Source organism: Nostoc parmelioides FACHB-3921 (assembly GCF_014696625.1).
GTDB classification, from domain to species: domain Bacteria; phylum Cyanobacteriota; class Cyanobacteriia; order Cyanobacteriales; family Nostocaceae; genus Trichormus; species Trichormus parmelioides.
On record NZ_JACJQL010000032.1, the window covers coordinates 54957 to 75846 of the forward strand.

A 20890-nucleotide genomic window follows, 5' to 3' on the forward strand; every position below is an offset into this window, starting at 1 on the left:
TTGTTTGCTCTATTTAATAGTCACAATTTCATAACTCCATTGATTGGCTATTAAGCAAACAAGAATAAGGATACAAACCCCTAAATTGTTTATGGGAATTGTGGTTCTGGACTCTAAATTGGGAATTTTTTGTAGTGGCTGACTATTCACTAAATCTATAGCGACTTCCCAGAACATAATCCTGATTAATTTCCACAGCAATCCAACGACGTTGCCAAGTTTCCGCAACAAACCCAGTAGTATTAGAACCTGCAAATGGGTCTAATACTAAATCCCCTTCATCAGTCAAGAATTTGATGAAGAACTCAGCAAACCCCTGAGGAAATCTAGCCGGATGTGGTTTAACCCCTGCTGCTTTACAACGTCGTAAATAAGTACTGTTGGATTCAGTATTAGCAATTTCTAGCAAATTTGGGGGAATTGCACCCTGATTATCTTTTTGAAATTTATCAGAAATATCATGTCCACTAGGACGAACTTGGGCTTTATAACCTTTTTTGAGTAATCGCTTCATACTCTGGCTATAAGGTTTTAAAATTTTTTTGTTATCTGCTTTGGGATTGGGGGTTTTTGATAGCCACCAAACAATATTTACTGCATCTTTGACACGGACTCTTCTAATTGTTACCCATTCAGCCGGGGTAGGTAATCGTGCAGGATTGTAATGATAGAATTCCTGAGCCAGAAAAAAGCCAACTTCCTTACATAATCTCACCAGTAGTTCGTATTGATAAATACTCCGCACAGGATTTCCTGGAAGATATGCGCCACCTAAATCTAAAATAAATGAACCATTTTCCGTCAATACTCTCTTAAATTCGTCAGCGAAAGGTAAAAACCATTCAATATACTTTTCTGCGCTTTCGTTACCGTATTCTTTTTTACGCGTTAAAGCGAATGGTGGTGAAGTGAGGATTAAGTTAATACTGTTGTCGGGGATAGATTTAATAATTTCCAAACAGTCGCCTAAATATGCTGCTCCGTGTTGCTGAATATAGGAAGGTATAAAGTTAGCTAATTCTATGGTTGTTGTTTGTTGTGAGTTCAAGCGACATTTTAACTATTGCGATGAGTCAAAGACTACCACTTTTTGTAAGGTAAAAATTTACCAGACATAGTAATCTTAACGCGATCGCCTTTCGGATCTGCTTCTTTTTCCACATCCAAGGTAAAGTCAATTGCACTCATAATTCCGTCACCAAACTTTTCTTGGATGACTTCCTTAATGGGAAAACCATACACCTGCATAATCTCATAAAAACGGTAAATTAATGGATCTGTAGGCACAATTGGCCCCAAGCCTTTGACTGGGTATGCTGTTAGATTTTGAATATAACTGGGGTCTAATCCCAATGCTTCCACCAGTAACTTGGCTTCTTCCTCAGATGCGCTTGCTTGGCGGTAGAATAGGGCAGCAATCCATACTTCATCCCGCCCCAAAATTGCTTCTAAATCAGCAAAGCTGAGTCTTTGATCTTTTTTCGCTTGTAAGAGGGTTTGCGTAATTTCCGGTATCGACATCTGATAAATTTTCTACAGAATTAATTTTGTCAGAGAAAATTTTACCATAATGTGGTAGGCGATCATATTTCCCTATTCTATAAGGTGCAAATTTATACCACAATTTCTCCAATCATACGCTGTTCTAATAACTCCAACAATCCATCTATATCCTTCCCGACTTGCTCAAAACATACTGGTGGCGGGGGTTCTGGTGCAAACTGAATTAACTTAATTTCACCTTTACCAATACCAATCATCAAGACTTCAATTTCTGGTTGATTATGTTCAATAATTCCCAAAAGTTCCTGGAGTCGATTTTCTACATTATTATTTAATTTTTCTACAGCCTCTTTTGGGCAGTAAACAAAATGTGGTGTAGGCTGTAAATCGATACCTATAGTACCTTGGCTATCACCATTTTCTAACCATAGTCCCCAAAAAAGTGCAGCCAAATCTTGCTGGTTTTCTTTGACAAACCTATCTAACTGGCCACGCCACTTACTATCACCTGATTCCGGCTTAGTACTACCAAACATCATAAATAATTAGTCATTGCTCAACAGTCAACATCAGCGATCGCTCAATAGCTGCTTCTGTTTTATTATCCGATGCCGGGGTTGCTTTATGTGATCCTCTCTACAAGACGCTACCGCGAACGATTTTAGCGTTGGTTAGATGACTGTCGTCAACAGTTCGGCTGACGCTGACCGCAAGCCTCACGCGCAATTCATATCATCACTTTGGGTAGGTGAGAGGCTTTTTGCTGTTCAAGCTAAAATAGCCATCCAAGCAATGCTGGGAGCCAAAATAAAGAATGCACCACCAACGACTACAATAGTCATGACTACTTGGATAATATCGTTAGCGCCCACGTCCACAAAACGTTCTAGCTGGTTAAACTCGTTACTGAAGATAGACGTTAAACCACCTGTACTGTGTTCTTCAAAACAAGCTCCAATTCTTGTAGGTAACTGTATGCGTTTGAACGTAAGTTATGCTTGGTATTATATGCTAAGTTACGCTATGACACGCGATAGCGATATTCAAGAAATGACTCTAGTAGTCTGCCAAGAGAACTTTGCAAGGTTAATAGCAGCAAAAAAAATCTCTTTCTCCCCCTGCTCTCTCTGCTTCCCCTGCTCCCCCTGCTTGCCCTAGCCCAGCAATTTTGGGTTGGTGAACTACTAGCATCCAAGTGATGACTGTGAGCAGCACCACAATTAAAAATTGCCCAAAGATATCTTTTATTCCCAACTGAGCAATGATAGAATCCTGCTGCTTAACCACCGCATTCACCGCCATAGCAATTAAAGCTGGTGGAGCCAAATCAAAAAGTTTACTTAGAATCGAGCAACCAGTAGCCAACTACATTTGTTGACGACACTGGTATCCATAGTCAAACAGACGCTGTAGAGGATGTGCAGAATGTCTAGGCCTTTGTAATACCCTGTGAGATGGAGACGCTATAGCCACAGCCTTTGCAAGTTGTGTGTAACTGATATTACCACAGAGTTGGGGACTGGGAATTGGGGACAGAGATAACCGTCAACTGTCAACTGTCAACTATCAACTAATGACTACGGAGAAACAAGCTTGAAAAATCAGCAATTGGGAAATTGGCAAACTACTGTGTTCGGGATTTTGGTGGCAATAATTGTGATTATTGGGTTAAATTCCTTTATTATTATCAATCCAGGGCAAGCAGGAGTGTTGAGTATCTTAGGGAAAGCTAGGGATGGCGCGTTATTAGAGGGGATTCACTTGAAACCGCCTTTGATTTCGGTGATAGATGTTTATGATCTCACCGTCCAAAAATTTGAAGTACCAGCAGAAAGTTCTACCAAGGATTTACAAAATTTGTCTGCTAGGTTTGCCATTAACTTTCGCCTAGATCCCATCCAGGTGGTAGATGTGAGAAGAAAGCAAGGAACTTTAGAAAATATAGTCTCCAAAATCATCGCCCCCCAAACACAGGAAGCATTTAAAATTGCAGCCGCTAGAAGAACGGTGGAAGAAGCCATTACCAAGCGGAGTGAGTTAAAGGAAGACTTCGATAATGCCTTAGGCGATCGCTTAGATAAATATGGAATAATAGTATTAGATACTAGCGTAGTTGACTTGACCTTCTCGCCGGAATTTGCCAGAGCCGTAGAAGAAAAACAAATTGCAGAACAACGCGCTCAAAGAGCCGTTTACGTAGCGCGAGAAGCGGAACAAGAAGCGCAAGCAGAAATTAATCGAGCCAAAGGGAAGGCAGAAGCCCAAAGACTCTTGGCAGAAACACTCAAAGCTCAAGGTGGGCAATTAGTACTGCAAAAAGAAGCCATAGAAGCCTGGAGGACTGGCGGCGCGCAAATGCCCAAAGTTCTAGTCATGGGTGGAGAATCACAGGGCAGTGTACCCTTTATCTTTAATTTAGGGAACACCCAAAATTTAGACTAATCGTCTACTCACACACAAACACAACTTAGGAACATAATAAAGTCGTTTATGTCAATGCCCAATCATCCCAATCTTACCACCGCCGACGCGAAAAAAATCCTCAATAAATTCAACTGCTTAGATATCGCCCCGATTCTCAAGCCATCAGAAAAAGAATCAGTTCGTCGGGCATTGATTTTGATCACCAAACTTTCTGACTATCAAATATTAGGAATTTGCGCCGATACAGCCGAAGAAGGACTATTAGCGATGAAAACCTATTCTCATGCCTTAGGTTATGAAGTGCCTATTGATCTACCTGTAGTTGAAGGCCCAGTCTACATCAAATTAAATGGCAAAAATGGTCTGTGTTATCTCGATTCCTACGCTGGACATCATCGTGGTGTCCTAGTATCATGCCAATCTTACTATGAAGGAGGAATCAACGAAATGTATGGACATCTACCCCTCGACCTATTTGTTTAAAAGTTTAGATTTAATCCGAGGTACGCTACACTCAATAAGCGTGCCTCTTCCTCCTAAAATCTTCTGATCTTTGAGCCTGGGCGTGAGCTAAACAGTATCTTTTAAAATTGCTATGAGCGTCATCACATTACAATCAGTTAAAAAAGACTTTGGAATCAAAGAAATTTTAAAAGATGCTAGCTTTAGTTTAGATGCTACAGATAAAGTTGGCTTAATAGGTACAAACGGTTCCGGCAAATCTACTTTATTAAAAATGATCGCCGGCATAGAATCTATTGATAGTGGACAAATTCTTTGTACTTCTGGTTCTAAAATTATTTACTTACCCCAACAGCCAGACTTAGATGAAAACCGTACTGTTTTAGAACAAATTTTCGCCGATAGTGGCGAACAAATGACCTTAGTACGTGAGTATGAAGAACTTTCGGATAAACTAGCCCACTACCCAGAAGATAGCCAAATCATGTCCCGCCTTTCTGTGGTTATGCAGCGCATGGACGCAACTCACGCCTGGGAATTAGAAACCAATGCCAAAATTATCCTCAGTAAACTAGGGATTACTGATTTTGATGCGCCCATTGGCAGTTTGTCTGGCGGCTATCGTAAACGTATAGCTTTAGCAACAGCCTTACTTGCAGAACCAGATGTTTTACTGATGGATGAGCCAACAAACCACCTGGATGCTCTATCTGTAGAATGGCTACAAAGCTATCTTAATCGTTTTCGTGGGGCATTATTCCTAATTACACACGATCGCTACTTTTTAGATAAAGTTACCAACCGCATCATCGAAATCGACAGAGGCGATGTCTACAGCTATGCAGGTAACTACTCATACTACCTGGAAAAGAAAGCCCTAGCCGAAGAATCAGCCATTAGTACCCAACGCAAACATCAAGGAGTACTGCGGCGAGAACTAGAATGGCTCAAGCGCGGCCCCAAAGCCAGAAGCACCAAACAAAAAGCCCGCATTCAACGCGTCCAAGCCATGCGCGAAACTGAGTTTAAACAAACTCAAGGTAAAGTGGATATCTCCACGGTTAGCCGCCGCATTGGCAAAAAAGTGATTGATCTACACAACGTTTCTAAAGCCTATAATGACCGCATCTTAATCAAAGATTTTACCTACGAGTTTAGCCCGGAAGACCGCATCGGCATTATCGGCGGTAACGGTGCTGGCAAGTCTACCTTAATGAATATCATCACCGGGCGTATAGCACCCGATGCCGGTAAAGTAGAAATTGGTTCTACCATCCACATTGGTTATTTTGACCAACATTCTGAAGAATTACTCACAGCTTTAGATGAAAATCAGCGCGTGATTGACTACATTAAAGAAGAGGGAGAATTTGTTCAGATAGCCGATGGGACAAAAATTACTGCTTCCCAAATGTTAGAACGCTTTCTCTTTCCAGGGAATCAGCAGTATGCACCAATTCATAAACTATCCGGTGGTGAAAAACGCCGATTGTTTTTGCTGCGTATCCTCATCAGCGCCCCCAATGTCTTGATTTTGGATGAACCGACAAACGATTTAGATGTGCAAACACTAGCAGTGCTAGAAGACTACTTGGAAGATTTTAGCGGTAGCGTCATCGTCGTTTCCCACGATCGCTACTTTTTAGACCGCACTGTTGATACAATATTTGCCTTGGAAGAAGGTGGCAACCTGCGGCAATATCCAGGTAATTACTCAGTTTATCTAGACTACAAAAAAGCCGAGGAAGCACAACAAGCAACAGTCAACACTAAAGAAAAGACAAAAAATTCCCCAGAAACAAAAGTTACATCGCAAACTAAAGATGTAGAAACTAAAAAACGCCGTAGACTATCCAATTGGGAAAAGCGGGAATTTACCGAGTTAGAAGGCAAAATTGCTCAACTAGAGGACGAAAAAACCCAAGCCGAGCAAGCACTAACTCATGTTCCTCCTGGTAATTATACCCAAGTACAAAAACTCTACGAACAAATAGAAGCGCTGAAGCAAGCAATTGATGTAGCGACTGAGCGCTGGTTAGAATTAGCGGAGATAGAGTCTTCCGAGAGTGGGTGAGCGCAAAATGATAGCTCGAAAGCAGAATCTACCATCAGACCTGGCATTATCAGACCTGGCATTAAAGGATGCCCGACTTGCCAACACAAATCAATTCTTTAAAAACTCGGCAACTGAGTTTACCAAAAGTTCGCCTTATTATTTACAATCAGATGTTACTCTTTGTCTGAGTGGAAGTTTGACTAGGTTTTCAGGTTAGTGCTTTTCATCGGGCTATTGATAACTTTAGCCGTGCATCCAATAGTTAGATATAGTGCCAAACAATGATCATGATCAATCCTCATACTCAAGACATCCGCTCTCAGTCCATTCATTTTTTAGAACAGACTCCATCAGAACGCCTGCAAATTCTGCAAGAATTAGGCTTGGGTCGTTTCAAGTTCTTATCTAAAATCCGTCTGAACGACAGCAACATTGATTGTGTGATTCGCTTCTTCCAAAATCCTGGACAGATGAAATTTCCCAATCTCTCTGGCGCAGATTTGTCTGAATTAAATTTAGACGAAGTAAGTTTAATTCGAGGTAATTTATCAGAGGCAAATTTACAAGGAAGTAGCCTATTAAATGCTGATCTAATTTTTGTGAATTTCACAAAAGCTGACTTGAGAAAAGCTGATTTAAGAGGTGCAACTCTCAATGGAACTGTTTGGTTAGATACTCTTGTGGATGAATGCCAATTAGGAATTGGTAATGGTTTAACCAAGCAACAACGTAAAGATTTACAACTGCGTGGAGCTAAGTTCAACTATTTGGCAGATGATAATTAAAATGCAGCATTAATTATTAGGCTGCTGGGTTTTAATTATCTGGGAAAGGTGCATGAGTAAGGCAATTAAGCTACCCCAAAAACTAATGTTGTTGGGGTCAGGTGAGTTGGGCAAAGAATTTGTCATTGCGGCTCAACGTCTTGGTAATTATGTGATAGCCGTTGACCGCTATGCCAATGCACCCGCAATGCAGGTTGCCGATTGTTGTGAAGTTATATCAATGCTTAGTGCTGATGATTTAGAAGCTGTAGTCACTAAGTATAAACCTGATTTTATCATACCAGAGATTGAAGCGATTAGAACCGAGAAACTACAGGAATTTGAAGACAGAGGGATCACTGTAATCCCCACTGCGGCAGCTACCAATTATACAATGAACCGCGATCGCATTCGGGAATTAGCCCATGAAGAATTAGGTATTAGAACCGCGAAATACGGCTATGCTATTACCTTAGAAGAATTGACTGCTGTTTCTGATAAGATCGGGTTTCCCAATGTAGTCAAACCTGTCATGTCGTCCTCAGGTAAAGGACAATCGGTAGTAGTGACAAAAGACGAAGTAGAAAAAGCTTGGAATTATGCGATCGCTAACTCGCGTGGTGATAGTCAAAAAGTCATCGTCGAAGAATTTATCAACTTTGAAATTGAAATCACCCTCCTCACCATTAAACAGTGGAATGCACCCACGATTTTCTGTTCACCCATCGGACACCGCCAAGAACGAGGCGATTATCAAGAATCTTGGCAACCGGCTGAGATTACTGAAGATAAGATATTAGAAGCGCAAGCCATCGCCAAAACCGTCACCGATGCTTTAGGCGGTGCTGGCATATTTGGTGTAGAATTTTTCATCACCAAAGACGAAGTAATTTTTTCCGAACTATCACCTCGTCCCCACGATACAGGCATGGTGACATTAATTTCACAAAACTTGAACGAATTTGAGTTACATCTTAGGGCAATTCTCGGCTTACCAATTCCTAAAATAGAACAGTTAGGTTTCTGCGCCAGTGCAGTAATTTTAGCCTCAGAAAAATTAGATGCGGTCGCCTTTACAGGGGTAGCTGAAGCCTTAGCCGAGCCAAATGTAGACATTAGATTATTTGGTAAACCCACAGCACATCCTTACCGCCGCATGGGTGTAGCTTTAGCGAAAGCCGAGAATGTGGAAGCAGCTAGGGAGAAAGCGACAATAGCAGCGAGTAAGGTTCAGATTATTGATCAGTAGTTGCTGACTACAGGGAAAAAGAAAGAATTGCCGAAGTCCCTTAAAATGCTCATACTCTAAACCAAACATGAAATTATGCAAGCATTATCTTCAGATTATAATTGACTTATTATTAACATGACGAATGTCACGAGGATGAAAAAAATGGATGTTGAGAAACTCCGTGACGAAACAATAGAGATATCAGATATTACAGCTTGGAATAAAAATGGGCAAAAACTTTTAGTATCAAAAATTAGAGCCAGAGACATTCAAGAAGATATTAAATCTAAATTGGCAGAAATTCTCAAATTTGAATATCAGCATAACGGAGTTATAGTGCCTTATGCTATGACCGCTACTCGTGAAGAAATTAAGATTTTTGAATGGGATGGCAAAAATCTCAAGGATATCTACACCTTCCCAACTCATGAAATTATGTCTGAGTACGATGCAGAATTTAGTAATAAGAGAATTTTTGAGTATTATCTAGAAACATTAGTTGAGGGATGGTTAAGAGATTTAGCTGAACACTGGAAAACTGATAATCCACCTAAATCACAAGAATTAAAGCAGATAGGTTTCGTGGAAAAGCTAGCCGATGCGGCGGTAGAGTAAAGGGTAGTAATTTTAGTGATAACGCTTTATATCGAAACTAATTTCTTTATTGGTTTTGCTAAAAGCCAAAATAAGGATTCTGAAAAATTAGTCACTAACATATCGCCAGACAGAGATACACGGATTAAAATTGTGACTCCTTCAGTGTGTTGTATGTAATCTCTTTCTGTACTAAATGACGAAATTAGCATAAGCAATCGTTTTCAAGATAATTTTGATCTTGAACGAAAGAAACTAAAAGGAGATAACAACTCTCAATATTCCAGAGAAATCCAAAGATGCCTTCAAGAAGCAAAAATTAAAAATGAAGCGAGGTTGAATGAAATAAACAATCGCCTTGCTCAAGTTCTTGAATGGGCTACTCTGAATGTAGAATTAATACAATTAAAACCAGATATACTGAGTACCAGTCTTCAAGAACAACTTATCGCTGATCAAACAGATAATCTTATTTTACATTGTATTCTTGATCACGCCCGGATTCATCAGAACACATCTCCAGATGATAAGAAAATTTTATTAACTGCAAACTCTAGAGATTTTGGTACAAGAGAAATCAAGGGAATATTGCAGGCAGTTGGTATCAAGTATCTTACTAGCACGAAAGAATTTTTAGGTTGGCTGCAATCAAAGAACATAGAAGCTTACAATTCTCTACATTTAGACGTTTTGTGATTCCTATTAGTTCAGAACACCATGAATTCTATTATACAGTTTTAGCCTAAGTATGAATGTTTATGCAGAAATTTTAAACACGATAGATCAAAAGATCAAATATCAGATACATCGCATCGATGTATGTACCAGAAAGCGATCGCTAATTATTAACATAGATGAAGGTGTAGAATTTCCCATCTAGGTTATGAAGTCAGAACTACCGATAATTACTAGCGATCGCCTAATATTACGTATAGGTATCAAAGAGGATATCCCTAAAATACTCAAATATTTCCTTGAGAATAAAGATTATCTCACTCCATTCTATCCTACTTGGGTTGACCAGTTCTTTACAGCAGAATATTGGCATTATCAATTAGAAAATAATTTTTTAGAATTTATCCATGACCAGTCTTTAAAGCTATTTATATTTCCCAAAAAACGACCAACAGAAATTATCGGGACTATAAATTTTAATAATTTTGTTAAAGGCGCTGCCCATTTTTGTTATGTAGGATATAGCTTGGCAGAAAGCGAACAAGGCCAAGGATATATGACAGAAGCTTTAAAAGCAGCTACTGATTATGTTTTTGAAGAATTAAATTTCCACCGCGTTATGGCTAATTATATGCCTCATAATCAGCGTAGTGGTAACGTACTCAAAAGGCTAGGTTTTGTTGTGGAAGGTTACGCCAGGGACTATTTATTAATTAATGGTCAATGGCAAGACCATATCTTAACTAGTCTCATTAACCCCAACTGGCAAGACAACGAAAATGGGTAATGAGTAATCAAAATCCCATAATTACCTATTATGGCCGTAGCCAGATAGATTAGGACATCAAGCTAAGATAAAACCCTGATAACACAAGGCTGTCAAGTCAGTCAACCGTTAACAGTCAACCGTCAACAGCTATACCACTAAAACTCCGAAGGGGTACGCCAACAAAATACCCCTTGCTACGCGGTAGCGCTGCGTAGCTTGCTTCTCCGTAGGGGTGCGGGTTCCCCGCAGGAGTACGAAAAGACAGGACAAGGGTTTGGGTCTGTATGTGAGTCGCATTTTTTTTTCAAATTGGTCTAACAACCATAGAAAAATTCTATGCAAACAATATTTTTATCCTAATCACCCATTAAGCACGAATACCCATAGTAGCGTAAAGTTAAAAACAACCAAATAATTTAAATATTACGATTTAGTTTTTTAAAGCTTGAAACCGCTCGGCAATCATCCTCAACAGCAGTCTGTTGTTGAGAATTTTTTGAGCGTCTGATTGCCGATGCCAGACTTCATTCTCCGACTGAATCCTTATTTGTAGCCGATCTTTTCTTATGAAAGGGGGTGCTTCTATTTAGTTTGATCCACCGTTCATTCACCACAAGTATGGCAATCACCAATCTCATCCGGTTTAATAACCTCCGGGGCGATATCTTCGGCGGTGTCACGGCTGCCGTTGTCTCATTACCCCTGGCTCTAGCCTTCGGGGTTGCTTCTGGAGTGGGTCCCCTCGGTGGTCTCTATGGGGCAGTTTGTGTTGGCTTCTTTGCGGCGTTGTTTGGCGGAACCCCAACGCTGATCTCTGAACCTACTGGACCCATGACCGTGGTGATGACCACGATCGTCGCCAGTTTCACAGCCGCTAATCCTGAAAATGGTCTGGCAATGGCGTTCACTGTTGTTATGTTAGCGGGATTATTCCAAATTGTGTTTGGAATTTTCAAATTGGGCAAATATGTCACCATGATGCCCTACAGCGTGATTTCGGGCTTTATGTCGGGCATTGGGGTGATTCTGATTATTCTGCAAATTGCGCCGTTTCTGGGGCAGGCTGCGCCCAAGGGCGGAGTGTTAGGCACTTTCCTGAAAATTCCAGAGTTGATTTCCAAGGTTAATCCACCAGAAGCGATTTTGGGGGCGATAACCTTGGCGATTATTTTCTTCATGCCCAAGAAGATCAAAAAACTAGTGCCGCCGCAGTTGATCGCGTTAATCGTGGGTACAGTTATTTCTCTGACGGTGTTTGGCAATGCTGATATTCGCCGAATTGGCGAAATTCCTGTGGGACTACCGCCCCTGCAACTGCCGACCTTTAGCGTGGGGCAATTGACGGTGATGTTGTTGGATGGGGTGATGCTGGGGATGTTGGGCTGTATCGATACCCTATTGACCGCAGTGGTTGCCGATAGCTTGACTCGGACGGAGCATAATTCTAACAAAGAGTTGATTGGTCAGGGGATTGGCAATATTGTGTCGGGGCTGTGCGGCGGCTTGCCTGGTGCCGGAGCCACGATGGGAACGGTGGTGAATATTCAAACTGGAGCAACATCGGCGGTATCTGGATTAACGCGGGCGTTGGTGCTTCTGGTAGTGGTGTTGGGGGCGGCGAAATTAACCCAACCGATTCCGATGGCAGTATTGGCTGGGATTGCGCTCAAGGTGGGGATTGATATTCTGGATTGGAGTTTCTTGAAGCGATCGCACAAAATTTCCGCCAAAGGCTCCCTCATTATGTACGGGGTGCTGCTATTAACGGTGTTTGTGGATTTGATCGTGGCGGTGGGCATTGGTGTCTTTATTGCCAATATCCTCACCATCAACAAATTGAGTGAAATGCAATCCTCAGAGGTAAAGTTGATTTCTGACATTGATGATGATGTCAAACTCAGCAATGAACACAAGCAACTTTTGGATAAGGCAAGGGGACGGGTCTTGCTGTTTTGTTTAAGTGGACCGATGATTTTCGGCTTGTCTAAGGCGATCGCCCGCGAACACAACGCCATGAAAGAAGCCGATGTCTTGGTAGTGGATCTCACCGAAGTTCCCTCTTTGGGGGTGACGGCTTCGCTAGCTGTTGAAAACGTGATCCGCGATGCCCACGATAAGGGACTCCAGGTTTATGTAGTCGGTGCCAGTGACAAAATTCAGCGCCGCTTGCAAAAATTGGGGCTGTTTGATCTAATCCAGCCAGAACACGTGATGAGCGATCGCACCGTTGCCTTGGAACAAGCGGTTGATCTGGTCTGTAGCAAACAAATGTCAACTTGAGTCATTGGCTTGGCGAAAATTATGGCAATCACCAATCTTATCCGGTTTAATAACCTCCGAGGCGATATCTTTGCCGGTGACACGGCTGTCCTTGCCTCTGGGGTAGTTCATCTGTGGACTTGGGGCAGTTTGTGGCGGCTTTTTTGCCGCGCTGTTTGGCGGTAGCCAACGTTAATTTCTGAACCGACTGGGTTAATGACTATCAGCCCTGTCTACAAGTTCCCATACAGCACCTGTGCTGTAAAGGTGAAACTCCTCACTCTTACTCAGAGTAACTCTTGAAAGTTCATATAGTTCATTTATTGCAATACTCCTCATCAGAGGAAGCACAAGGAGGTATTCGTGGATTTTGTGTCGCTGTTCGTGAAGGACTTCATTGCCCAATTGCAGTCCCCAACACTCGCCTTTTTGATTGGTGGCATGATCATTGCTGCCCTCGGTAGCGAATTGGTCATTCCTGAGTCGATTTGTACGATCATCGTCTTCATGCTGCTCACCAAAATCGGTCTGACCGGTGGAATTGCGATCCGCAATTCTAATCTGACGGAGATGGTGTTACCCATGATCTTTGCTGTAATAACAGGGATTACGATTGTATTCATCTCGCGCTATACGTTAGCCAAGCTGCCAAAGGTCAAAGTCGTTGATGCGATCGCAACTGGGGGATTGTTTGGAGCCGTGAGTGGTTCTACAATGGCTGCCGGTCTGACGGTACTGGAAGAACAAAAGATGGCATACGAGGCATGGGCTGGCGCACTCTATCCCTTCATGGATATCCCCGCCCTCGTAACTGCAATTGTTATCGCCAACATTTACCTCAACAACAAGAAGCGTAAAGAAGCAGCCTACTCTACTGAGCAGCCTGTTGCGGCTGGTGATTATCCCGATCAAAAAGATTATCCCAGCACCCGGCAGGAGTATCTCAGCCAACAGCAGGATGCTGGGGATAACAAGGTCAAGATATGGCCGATCATCGAGGAAAGCCTCCGGGGTCCTGCCTTATCGGCAATGTTGCTAGGTCTGGCTCTGGGACTGTTCACCCAACCGGAAAGTGTCTATAAAGGCTTCTACGATCCCGCCTTTCGTGGCTTGCTTTCGATCTTGATGCTGGTCATGGGGATGGAAGCTTGGTCAAGAATTGGCGAACTGCGTAAGGTAGCCCAGTGGTACGTTGTATATAGTGTGGTGGCACCGTTTGTACATGGGCTAATCGCCTTCGGTCTCGGCATGATTGCCCACTACACCATGAACTTCAGCATGGGCGGTGTTGTGATCCTAGCTGTCATCGCCTCCTCTAGTTCAGACATCTCAGGGCCACCCACATTGCGAGCTGGTATCCCGTCAGCCAATCCATCTGCCTATATAGGCGCGTCCACAGCCGTCGGTACGCCAGTTGCGATCGGCTTGTGTATACCGTTCTTCCTCGGACTTGCCCAAGCTCTCGGCGGCTAATTCCAGACGGATTGAGGTCTGTCGGCGTTTCCTTGACTGGGCAGACCAAGTAGATAAATTACATCATTTCAGGAGGTAACCAACATGGGCAAGCGTGCCAACAAGCTCGTCATCGTCACGGAAAAGGTGCTGATGAAAAAGGTCGCCAAGATCATTGATGAATGCGGGGCGACTGGTTATACGGTGGTGGATACTGGCGGTAAAGGCAGTCGCAACGTGCGCTCTACGGGTAAACCCAACACTGCCGATACCGATTCCAATGTAAAGTTTGAGGTACTCACCGAAACACGGGAGATGGCAGAGAAGATTGCGGATCAGGTCGCAATCAAGTTTTTCACCGATTATGCGGGCATTATCTATATCTGTGAAGCAGAGGTACTTTACGGGAGAACTTTCTGTGGGCCAGACGGCTGTTGAATCGAGACGACGCAGCCTAAAAAACTGGGTCATAACGCCGGCTTTTTGGTAGCCCTTACTTAAATTTATGACTCCCTCAAACCCTTAACCTTCATTGCTTTAAACTCATGATTTTGTCCAACATTCTGCCTCCTTTCAGTGGGGGTATGTCCGCTCTCATGACTCCGATACCATTCCTGGCAACCGTTGTTGCTGAGGATTCACCCATTATTCTGTCTGGTGTACTGCTGACGCTGGTAGTGATTTATCTGGCTAGCAAGTTCGGCGCAGAGGTAGCTAGACGCTTGGATTTTCCGCCCGTTCTGGGGGAGCTGGTCGCCGGTGTGATTGTCGGCGTTTCGGCGTTGCACCTGGTGATCTTTCCTGAAGGGGGGCTGTCTGCCTCTGACTCGGTAATTATGAAGGCGCTGCAAGGGTTGAATCAATTGGCACCGGATGCGCTGACCCGAATCTTTGAGTCGCAAAGTGAAGTGATTTCGGTTTTGGCTGAAATCGGCGTGATTATTCTGCTGTTTGAAATTGGACTGGAATCCGATCTGCGGCAACTGAAAGAAGTGGGAATTCAAGCCACTGTTGTTGCCTGTGTCGGAGTCGCTGCACCTTTTGCGGCAGGCACGGCAGGGTTAATGCTGCTCTTTCATGTCGCAGCAATTCCAGCGATTTTTGCGGGGGCCGCGTTAACGGCAACAAGTATCGGCATCACCTCTAAAGTTTTGTCAGAGTTAGGTCAACTCAAATCCAAAGAAGGGCAAATCATTGTTGGCGCGGCGGTGATTGACGATGTCCTCGGTATTATTGTCCTGGCTGTAGTCGCCAGTTTAGCCAAAACAGGTGAGATTGATGTTGCCAATGTCATTTACTTGATTGTCAGCGCTACGGCATTTTTGATTGGATCAATTTTGTTGGGTGGTGTCTTTAACAAAAGCTTTGTGGCGATCGTAGAGCAGCTCAAAACCCGTGGAAATATTGTAATTCCCGCATTTATATTCGCTTTCTTTATGGCATTTTTAGGGAACGCCATTCATCTCGAAGCGATTTTGGGTGCCTTTGCAGCAGGTTTGGTTCTCGATGAAACCGATGCCCGGAACGAGTTAGATGAATTAATCAAACCGATCGCCGATTTACTGGTACCCATCTTCTTTGTGACGGTGGGAGCGCGTGCCGACCTTGGTGTTTTAAACCCTGCGGTACCGGAGAATCGGGCAGGACTATTGATTGCTGTCTTTTTGATGGGTGTGGCGATTATTGGTAAGCTGATCACAGGTTGGGCAGTGTTTGGACAACCCGGCATCAATCGAGTGGCGATCGGGGTTGGGATGATTCCACGAGGTGAGGTAGGTCTAGTGTTTGCCGGCATCGGTTCAGCTAGCGGCATTTTAGATAAGCCTCTGGAGGTGTCAATTATTATCATGGTAATTTTGACAACTTTTCTGGCTCCACCTTTTTTACGAGTTGCCTTTGGTTCATCCACGAATCCCATCCCAGAATCTACCACACCTGTAGAAACAGCAAGTGAGTAACGGTTTTAGGGAGTTCCAAGCAATAAAATCCCCAATGTATAAGAATGATAATTATTATAGGGGAAGGGAAGTCAGGGCTGCCGATGGCAGCCCTGACTTCCCTTTTTATTGAATATATGAACTCACAACCTACGATGAATAGGAAGGCAAATTTGCTTACTTAGTAGTCAAGCTCAGATAAGAATAACAGGAGAAGAAATAATGAATGAACTTAAAACACTCTTTCCTATTAAGTAGACTGTAGCCTAAGCAAACAACAAAAGAAGCTAGTTATTAACTGTTAAATGGATTTTTTATGAGAAAAAACTTTTAAAACTCCCCTACCGAAAGTAAGGGGAGTCTTTATCTTGTACAAGCAGGTGCTTTTTAGTTCCAGGGTGAAGGGATAGCTGTTGTTGATAGTACCTTATTAGCCATCAACCTGATTGCGGTTCTACCACAACTGGGACAAGTGAGTTCTAAAACTTGGGGAGAAATTCCTTCTACCTCACTTAATAACCCTTGTTTACAGTGCCAACATTCAAAAATGACTCTGCTGACTGGTTGATTACAGTCTAGTATTTTAACGTGTTGAAAGTTTCTAGTTTCGTTGTCTTGAGTTCTTGGCTTGTAAGGTTTTTTAATTTCTTTAATTTCCATATTGTCTGTAAGTGCTGGTAATTTACATCACAAAATAACTTTCAAGGTATGAGTTGAAAATCCCTAGAAGAAAAGGAAGTGTTCAAACCTTGGCTTTTTCTCTTTTCACACTTTTTCACATAAAACTGGGTGTCCTTAGATTTTATTTGGGAGACTCCCTTAACTCAATACAAATGCGGAAATTCACAATCAGACTGGGTAGATTATTTTATAAAAATCACCATTCCTGAAATCAACAGGGGACATTTATGACGGACTTACAAGAAATATTAAGCTTTATTAAAAAAATTGAAAGTGAAAATTTGGGCAAATCGGCTTATGAAATCGCTAATCTTTTACGTGGTTATACAAAATCAGAATACACAAGTAAGTTATGGACTGTAGCCACGGGATATAAGCAAAAATACATGGTAGGAGAATTTCAAGGCAGACTCAACAAACATTTATTATTAAGTGGTGAAATGACTGACTTTGCTCATTTCATCGCCTCACTGTCAGACCAAATCAACCAACCAGGAATTCAAAAATCTGACTTAACCAGTTGGACTGCTGACCATACCTCATGGGCTGGTGATATTGGCTCTGCTATTATATTTTATCGCTCTCAATCTGATAAAAGAAATGCCATGACCCTGGAAAAAGTACTGATGGGACTGGCTAGTGACTCGGATTTTACCGCTAATGTTGCTGCTTACTTAGTCGGATTGATGATTAATTTAGATCAGCAAACTACCATTTCACAGGCTATTTTTGATTACGATAAAATTCAGTATACAGAGCATATAAAAACATTTATTAGTAAACGTTTTGATGGCATTATTGAGGGTAGTAAATTAAAAAATTCAGGTTTAATAGAAGTTGAAATTCAAAAGTCTGTGTCTACTTTTATGAAATTATATTCACCTGCATCAAATTTATATAAATCTGTGAAAGATTTACTAAAATTTCCACCTCAAATAAAATGGCAGAACAAGATAGCGCTTAATAGTAGTGATTTACAGATCGGTTCTCAACATTTCTTGTCTCATCTGATGAAATACGCAGCCTTAGAGAGATAATAGTTATTCTTCAGGCTCCTTGGCTTTCCTTGTTTCCTGACTCTAAGGGACTTGCAACTAAAAAAAGATTCCATCACTTTGGTGAGAAGGGGCAGCAAGCAGCAGCAGAAAGAATCTTCTCATCGTCTTTGCTATCAACATTGGATAATTTATTTTCTGGAAGTCCCTAATAAATGTATGTTTTGACGCTTTGTCATGAAGCGGACATAGGAACGCGAGATTTATACAACTAGATTGAGCGATCGCCTCATCTTCCAAATTAGGCGATCGCGCTTACCTCCTTAAGTATCAGCATTCAACGACCCCACCAAGCATCTCCATACCAAAATCCCAAGGAACTGCATAGTTTAAGAGTTGATAAAACTGGAATTATTGCGGGTACTTTACATTGATCACCAGTTACTTTATCAAAAATCTACACTTTGGCGACCCCTCCCTCCCCAAATCCCAGGCCGAATTTAAAGATTACTCACAGACTTTTTAAGAATCTCTATAAAGTCTATTTTTCTCTGCTAGTATTCATCAACCTGAAGCGTACAATGAATATATATAAGTACATAGTGTAGATATGATGGGCAAATACCACCCGTATTTGCTCGGAATCTCTGGTTTACTGACAAAACTTCTAGCTTGATTGTCTAGAAAGTTCAAAGAAAATTGCCACTGGCTATCTGAATGATGTTAGTTTAGTGAAATTTCGGGGAACTATGTAACTATAAACTTTTAATATTTGTCAGTAAAATACCCGAACAGTCAATGCAACTGCTTTATAAAGCTTGTGACAAGACAGTTTCTGAGTATATAAACCTATGAATATGAAAGAAAGAGCTACCGATGCGGAGTCAAGCCAAGCCGATAAGGTAGAAATCGCTGTCCAACTGGATTCGGAGTTATTGGAGCAAATTCAGCACCTAACTAACGACCCCAGCAAAGTGATTGAAGTAGCCATTCGTCAATGGTTACGGGGTGAAGCTCTCAGAGATGATGAACTGACACGCAGTCCCAATCGCGTACCAGTTCCACCTCGTGGAGAATGGAATGATTAACTTTCATCAATAGGCTGTAAAGATAAAGTCTAAAAATGTAAAGTTTGTCTATCTAAATACCAGAACAGTTACAATACGCAATACTCAGTATGTAAAATTGGTCAAATTTTACGCCAAGCTTTGCCCAGCCTTAGTAAGACTGTTTTGAGTTGCCATTAGTCCATCCAACTCGATTCAACGTAATGACTATTACTGCCAATTCCCAATTACCAAATAGATTTCCCCAAAATCTAGAATCGATGAACCACAAGGCTGATGGATTATTAGCAACCCTCGGTGCTGAGTTGGTATATGTGCAGGATGGAGTGGGGCGTTACCTGTCCTTTTATTGGCAGAAAAGTGAACTTTTGGGTTTCAACCAAGAGCAAATAGTATGCGATGGTAATGGACAGGAAATTTTTGTCCCATTGGACAAAGTTTCTTACATGAAAAGACTGCACCATGTTATGGCTAACTCAGCTCCAGAAAAGTTCTCTTGCTGGTTTAGCTGCCATCAAAATCTATTTGAGTTGGAACTGGCTATCACGCCGATTATTCCCCCTTTGGGAACTGCTGCCACTACAGTCTTGGTAATGGGAAGGTTATTACAAGTTAAAGTGAATAACCAAGAGGTAAACGTAGCAATTACTACCCCTACACAAACAGACCTAGCTTCGCGATCGCAGCAACACCAAAAATTGGTAAATAAAATTACCAGAAATATTCGCCGGACACTAGATTTAGACGTTATTTGGCAACAAACAGTTGACAGTCTAGGTAAAGCACTCAGACTAGAGCGCTGTATTATTTGTCCTTACCAGCCCTCTAGCTCCAAAGTGCGAGTAATTGCCGAATATCATCAACCAGACCGTCCTTCCATGCTGGGTTTAGAAATAGATGTAACTTCTGAACCAGCTTTTGCTCAGGCGTTGACAACCTTGGAACCAATCATTATGGAAGTTCCTGGTTATAAACTTTGCCCACAACAGAAAATTTTAGTAGTAGCCACTTGTTACCAAGACCAAGCTAATGGCTTAATTGCGATTAATTTACGGCACGAATGTTATCCCTTAACCAATGCCGAACTAGAACTAGCTAAAGAAGTAGCAGATCAGTTGGGAACAGCGATCGCTCATGCTACTTTATATAAAGAATTAGAAGCAGCACGACAAAAAGCTGAAGAAGCTTCCCGCCTCAAAAGTGAGTTTCTCGCTAATGTCTCTCATGAAATCCGCACCCCCTTGAATGGGATGATTGGTTTCCTCAAGTTGATTTTAGAAGGCATGGCAGACGATGCCGAAGAAAAAAATCAGTTTTTATCAGAAGCTCATCAATTATCTTTACATCTACTCAACATTATTAACGACATCTTAGATATAGCTAAAATTGAAGCTGGCAAAATGGAGTTAGTATGCGCTCCCATCAAGCTGGAAGAACTATTCTCTGATGTAGATAATTTTATGCGCCCACAAGCAGAGGTCAAAAACCTCAGCTTCCGAATGCAATTGCCACCAACCTCCGATGAAATCGTTGTGCAAGGCAATTACCAACGGCTTTTACAAGTCATGTTAAATATAGTCGGGAATGCCATTAAATTTACCCACGAAGGTGGCATTACCGTTTCTGCCGACGTTGTTCTGAAAAAAGGGAAACTCCAAGAACAGAACTTTCCCGGTATGGTGAGAGTGAGGATAGCCGATACAGGTATTGGCGTTTCTTTAGACCAGCAAGATAAACTATTTCAATTATTCTCTCAAGTAGATGGTTCCCGCACCCGTCAGTATGGTGGTACAGGTTTGGGACTGGCAATATCCCAAAAACTTGTAGAGACGATGGGTGGGGAAGTACATTTTTACAGTCTTGGTGAGGGACTTGGTTCGACAGTCACATTCACCGTACCTCTATACCAACAGCCAGTTATGCTTTCTTCTAACGACACTGACGCTGAGTGCATTGGTTAAATCTAGGGCTTATGCAGCCAGTTTGTCTGTTGAGGCTGGGGGTAAGGGTGTAGGGGTGTA

General features: G+C 42.1%; 19 protein-coding genes and 4 pseudogenes. 17 read left to right on the forward strand and 6 right to left on the reverse strand.

Features of this window, described 5'->3' with window-relative positions; genetic code table 11:
• Window positions 1–142 precede the first annotated feature (142 nt).
• The 5 genes and pseudogenes from H6G14_RS19845 to H6G14_RS19860 form a co-directional block, all read right to left on the reverse strand.
• The gene (locus H6G14_RS19845) at window positions 143–1048 is read right to left on the reverse strand and encodes a DNA-methyltransferase (RefSeq protein WP_190569035.1); all 906 of its coding nucleotides are present in this window, start codon (window positions 1046–1048) and stop codon (window positions 143–145) included.
• A gap of 32 nt (window positions 1049–1080) precedes the next feature.
• On the reverse strand, window positions 1081–1521 hold the full coding sequence (cynS, locus tag H6G14_RS19850) for a cyanase (RefSeq protein WP_190569036.1): 441 nt from the start codon (window positions 1519–1521) through the stop codon (window positions 1081–1083).
• A 92-nt stretch (window positions 1522–1613) separates the two neighbouring features.
• Window positions 1614–2042 (reverse strand): beta-carboxysome assembly chaperone CcmS, encoded by a 429-nt coding sequence (ccmS, locus tag H6G14_RS19855; protein ID WP_190569037.1) that lies wholly within the window; start codon window positions 2040–2042, stop codon window positions 1614–1616.
• Window positions 2043–2276: 234 nt separating this feature from the next.
• Window positions 2277–2566: pseudogene (locus H6G14_RS34250) on the reverse strand (ABC transporter transmembrane domain-containing protein); the annotation flags it as partial.
• Between the two features lie 128 nt (window positions 2567–2694).
• Window positions 2695–2976: pseudogene (locus tag H6G14_RS19860) on the reverse strand (ABC transporter); the annotation flags it as partial.
• A gap of 120 nt (window positions 2977–3096) precedes the next feature.
• Between H6G14_RS19860 and H6G14_RS19865 the strand changes: the two are divergent.
• The 14 genes and pseudogenes from H6G14_RS19865 (at window position 3097) to H6G14_RS19925 (ending at window position 16147) form a co-directional block, all read left to right on the forward strand.
• Window positions 3097–3945, forward strand: a complete 849-nt coding sequence (locus H6G14_RS19865; protein ID WP_190569038.1) for a prohibitin family protein — start codon at window positions 3097–3099, stop codon at window positions 3943–3945.
• A 48-nt stretch (window positions 3946–3993) separates the two neighbouring features.
• A complete protein-coding gene (locus H6G14_RS19870; RefSeq protein ID WP_190569039.1) occupies window positions 3994–4410 on the forward strand; it encodes a DUF1824 family protein in 417 nt (138 codons plus the stop codon).
• Between the two features lie 112 nt (window positions 4411–4522).
• Complete coding sequence (locus H6G14_RS19875; RefSeq protein ID WP_190569040.1) at window positions 4523–6463, forward strand: ABC-F family ATP-binding cassette domain-containing protein; 1941 nt, start codon at window positions 4523–4525, stop codon at window positions 6461–6463.
• Window positions 6464–6726: 263 nt separating this feature from the next.
• Window positions 6727–7230, forward strand: a complete 504-nt coding sequence (locus tag H6G14_RS19880) for a pentapeptide repeat-containing protein (RefSeq protein ID WP_190569041.1) — start codon at window positions 6727–6729, stop codon at window positions 7228–7230.
• Window positions 7231–7282: 52 nt separating this feature from the next.
• Window positions 7283–8458: a formate-dependent phosphoribosylglycinamide formyltransferase gene (gene purT / locus H6G14_RS19885; RefSeq protein WP_190569042.1), complete on the forward strand. Its 1176-nt coding sequence runs from the start codon at window positions 7283–7285 to the stop codon at window positions 8456–8458.
• A gap of 144 nt (window positions 8459–8602) precedes the next feature.
• Entirely contained in the window at window positions 8603–9055 is a 453-nt protein-coding gene (locus H6G14_RS19890) for a hypothetical protein (protein ID WP_190569043.1), read from the forward strand.
• Window positions 9056–9232: 177 nt separating this feature from the next.
• Window positions 9233–9730, forward strand: a pseudogene (locus H6G14_RS19895) (PIN domain-containing protein); the annotation flags it as partial.
• A gap of 52 nt (window positions 9731–9782) precedes the next feature.
• A complete protein-coding gene (locus tag H6G14_RS34050; protein ID WP_277884321.1) occupies window positions 9783–9914 on the forward strand; it encodes a hypothetical protein in 132 nt (43 codons plus the stop codon).
• A gap of 3 nt (window positions 9915–9917) precedes the next feature.
• Window positions 9918–10496: a GNAT family N-acetyltransferase gene (locus tag H6G14_RS19900; protein ID WP_190569044.1), complete on the forward strand. Its 579-nt coding sequence runs from the start codon at window positions 9918–9920 to the stop codon at window positions 10494–10496.
• Between the two features lie 600 nt (window positions 10497–11096).
• Window positions 11097–12758, forward strand: a complete 1662-nt coding sequence (bicA, locus tag H6G14_RS19905; protein ID WP_190569045.1) for a bicarbonate transporter BicA — start codon at window positions 11097–11099, stop codon at window positions 12756–12758.
• 21 nt (window positions 12759–12779) lie between these two features.
• Window positions 12780–12962 (forward strand): annotated as a pseudogene (locus H6G14_RS19910) (sodium-independent anion transporter); the annotation flags it as partial.
• Between the two features lie 138 nt (window positions 12963–13100).
• Window positions 13101–14210, forward strand: coding sequence for a sodium-dependent bicarbonate transport family permease (locus H6G14_RS19915; protein ID WP_190569046.1), 1110 nt, complete (start codon window positions 13101–13103; stop codon window positions 14208–14210).
• 84 nt (window positions 14211–14294) lie between these two features.
• Entirely contained in the window at window positions 14295–14627 is a 333-nt protein-coding gene (locus tag H6G14_RS19920) for a P-II family nitrogen regulator (RefSeq protein ID WP_190569047.1), read from the forward strand.
• A gap of 158 nt (window positions 14628–14785) precedes the next feature.
• Window positions 14786–16147 carry a cation:proton antiporter gene (locus H6G14_RS19925; protein WP_422394086.1) on the forward strand — a complete coding sequence of 454 codons (1362 nt, stop codon included), beginning with the start codon at window positions 14786–14788 and terminating at the stop codon, window positions 16145–16147.
• A 366-nt stretch (window positions 16148–16513) separates the two neighbouring features.
• Here H6G14_RS19925 and H6G14_RS19930 read toward each other — a convergent pair whose 3' ends face one another.
• Window positions 16514–16786, reverse strand: a complete 273-nt coding sequence (locus H6G14_RS19930) for a hypothetical protein (protein WP_190569049.1) — start codon at window positions 16784–16786, stop codon at window positions 16514–16516.
• A 248-nt stretch (window positions 16787–17034) separates the two neighbouring features.
• Between H6G14_RS19930 and H6G14_RS19935 the strand changes: the two genes are divergently transcribed.
• The 3 genes from H6G14_RS19935 to H6G14_RS19945 all read left to right on the forward strand — a co-directional run bounded on the left by H6G14_RS19935 (window position 17035) and on the right by H6G14_RS19945 (window position 20830).
• On the forward strand, window positions 17035–17844 hold the full coding sequence (locus H6G14_RS19935) for a hypothetical protein (protein ID WP_190569050.1): 810 nt from the start codon (window positions 17035–17037) through the stop codon (window positions 17842–17844).
• A gap of 809 nt (window positions 17845–18653) precedes the next feature.
• The gene (locus H6G14_RS19940) at window positions 18654–18890 is read left to right on the forward strand and encodes a hypothetical protein (protein ID WP_010995479.1); all 237 of its coding nucleotides are present in this window, start codon (window positions 18654–18656) and stop codon (window positions 18888–18890) included.
• A 182-nt stretch (window positions 18891–19072) separates the two neighbouring features.
• On the forward strand, window positions 19073–20830 hold the full coding sequence (locus tag H6G14_RS19945; RefSeq protein WP_190569051.1) for a sensor histidine kinase: 1758 nt from the start codon (window positions 19073–19075) through the stop codon (window positions 20828–20830).
• Window positions 20831–20890: the final 60 nt, after the last annotated feature.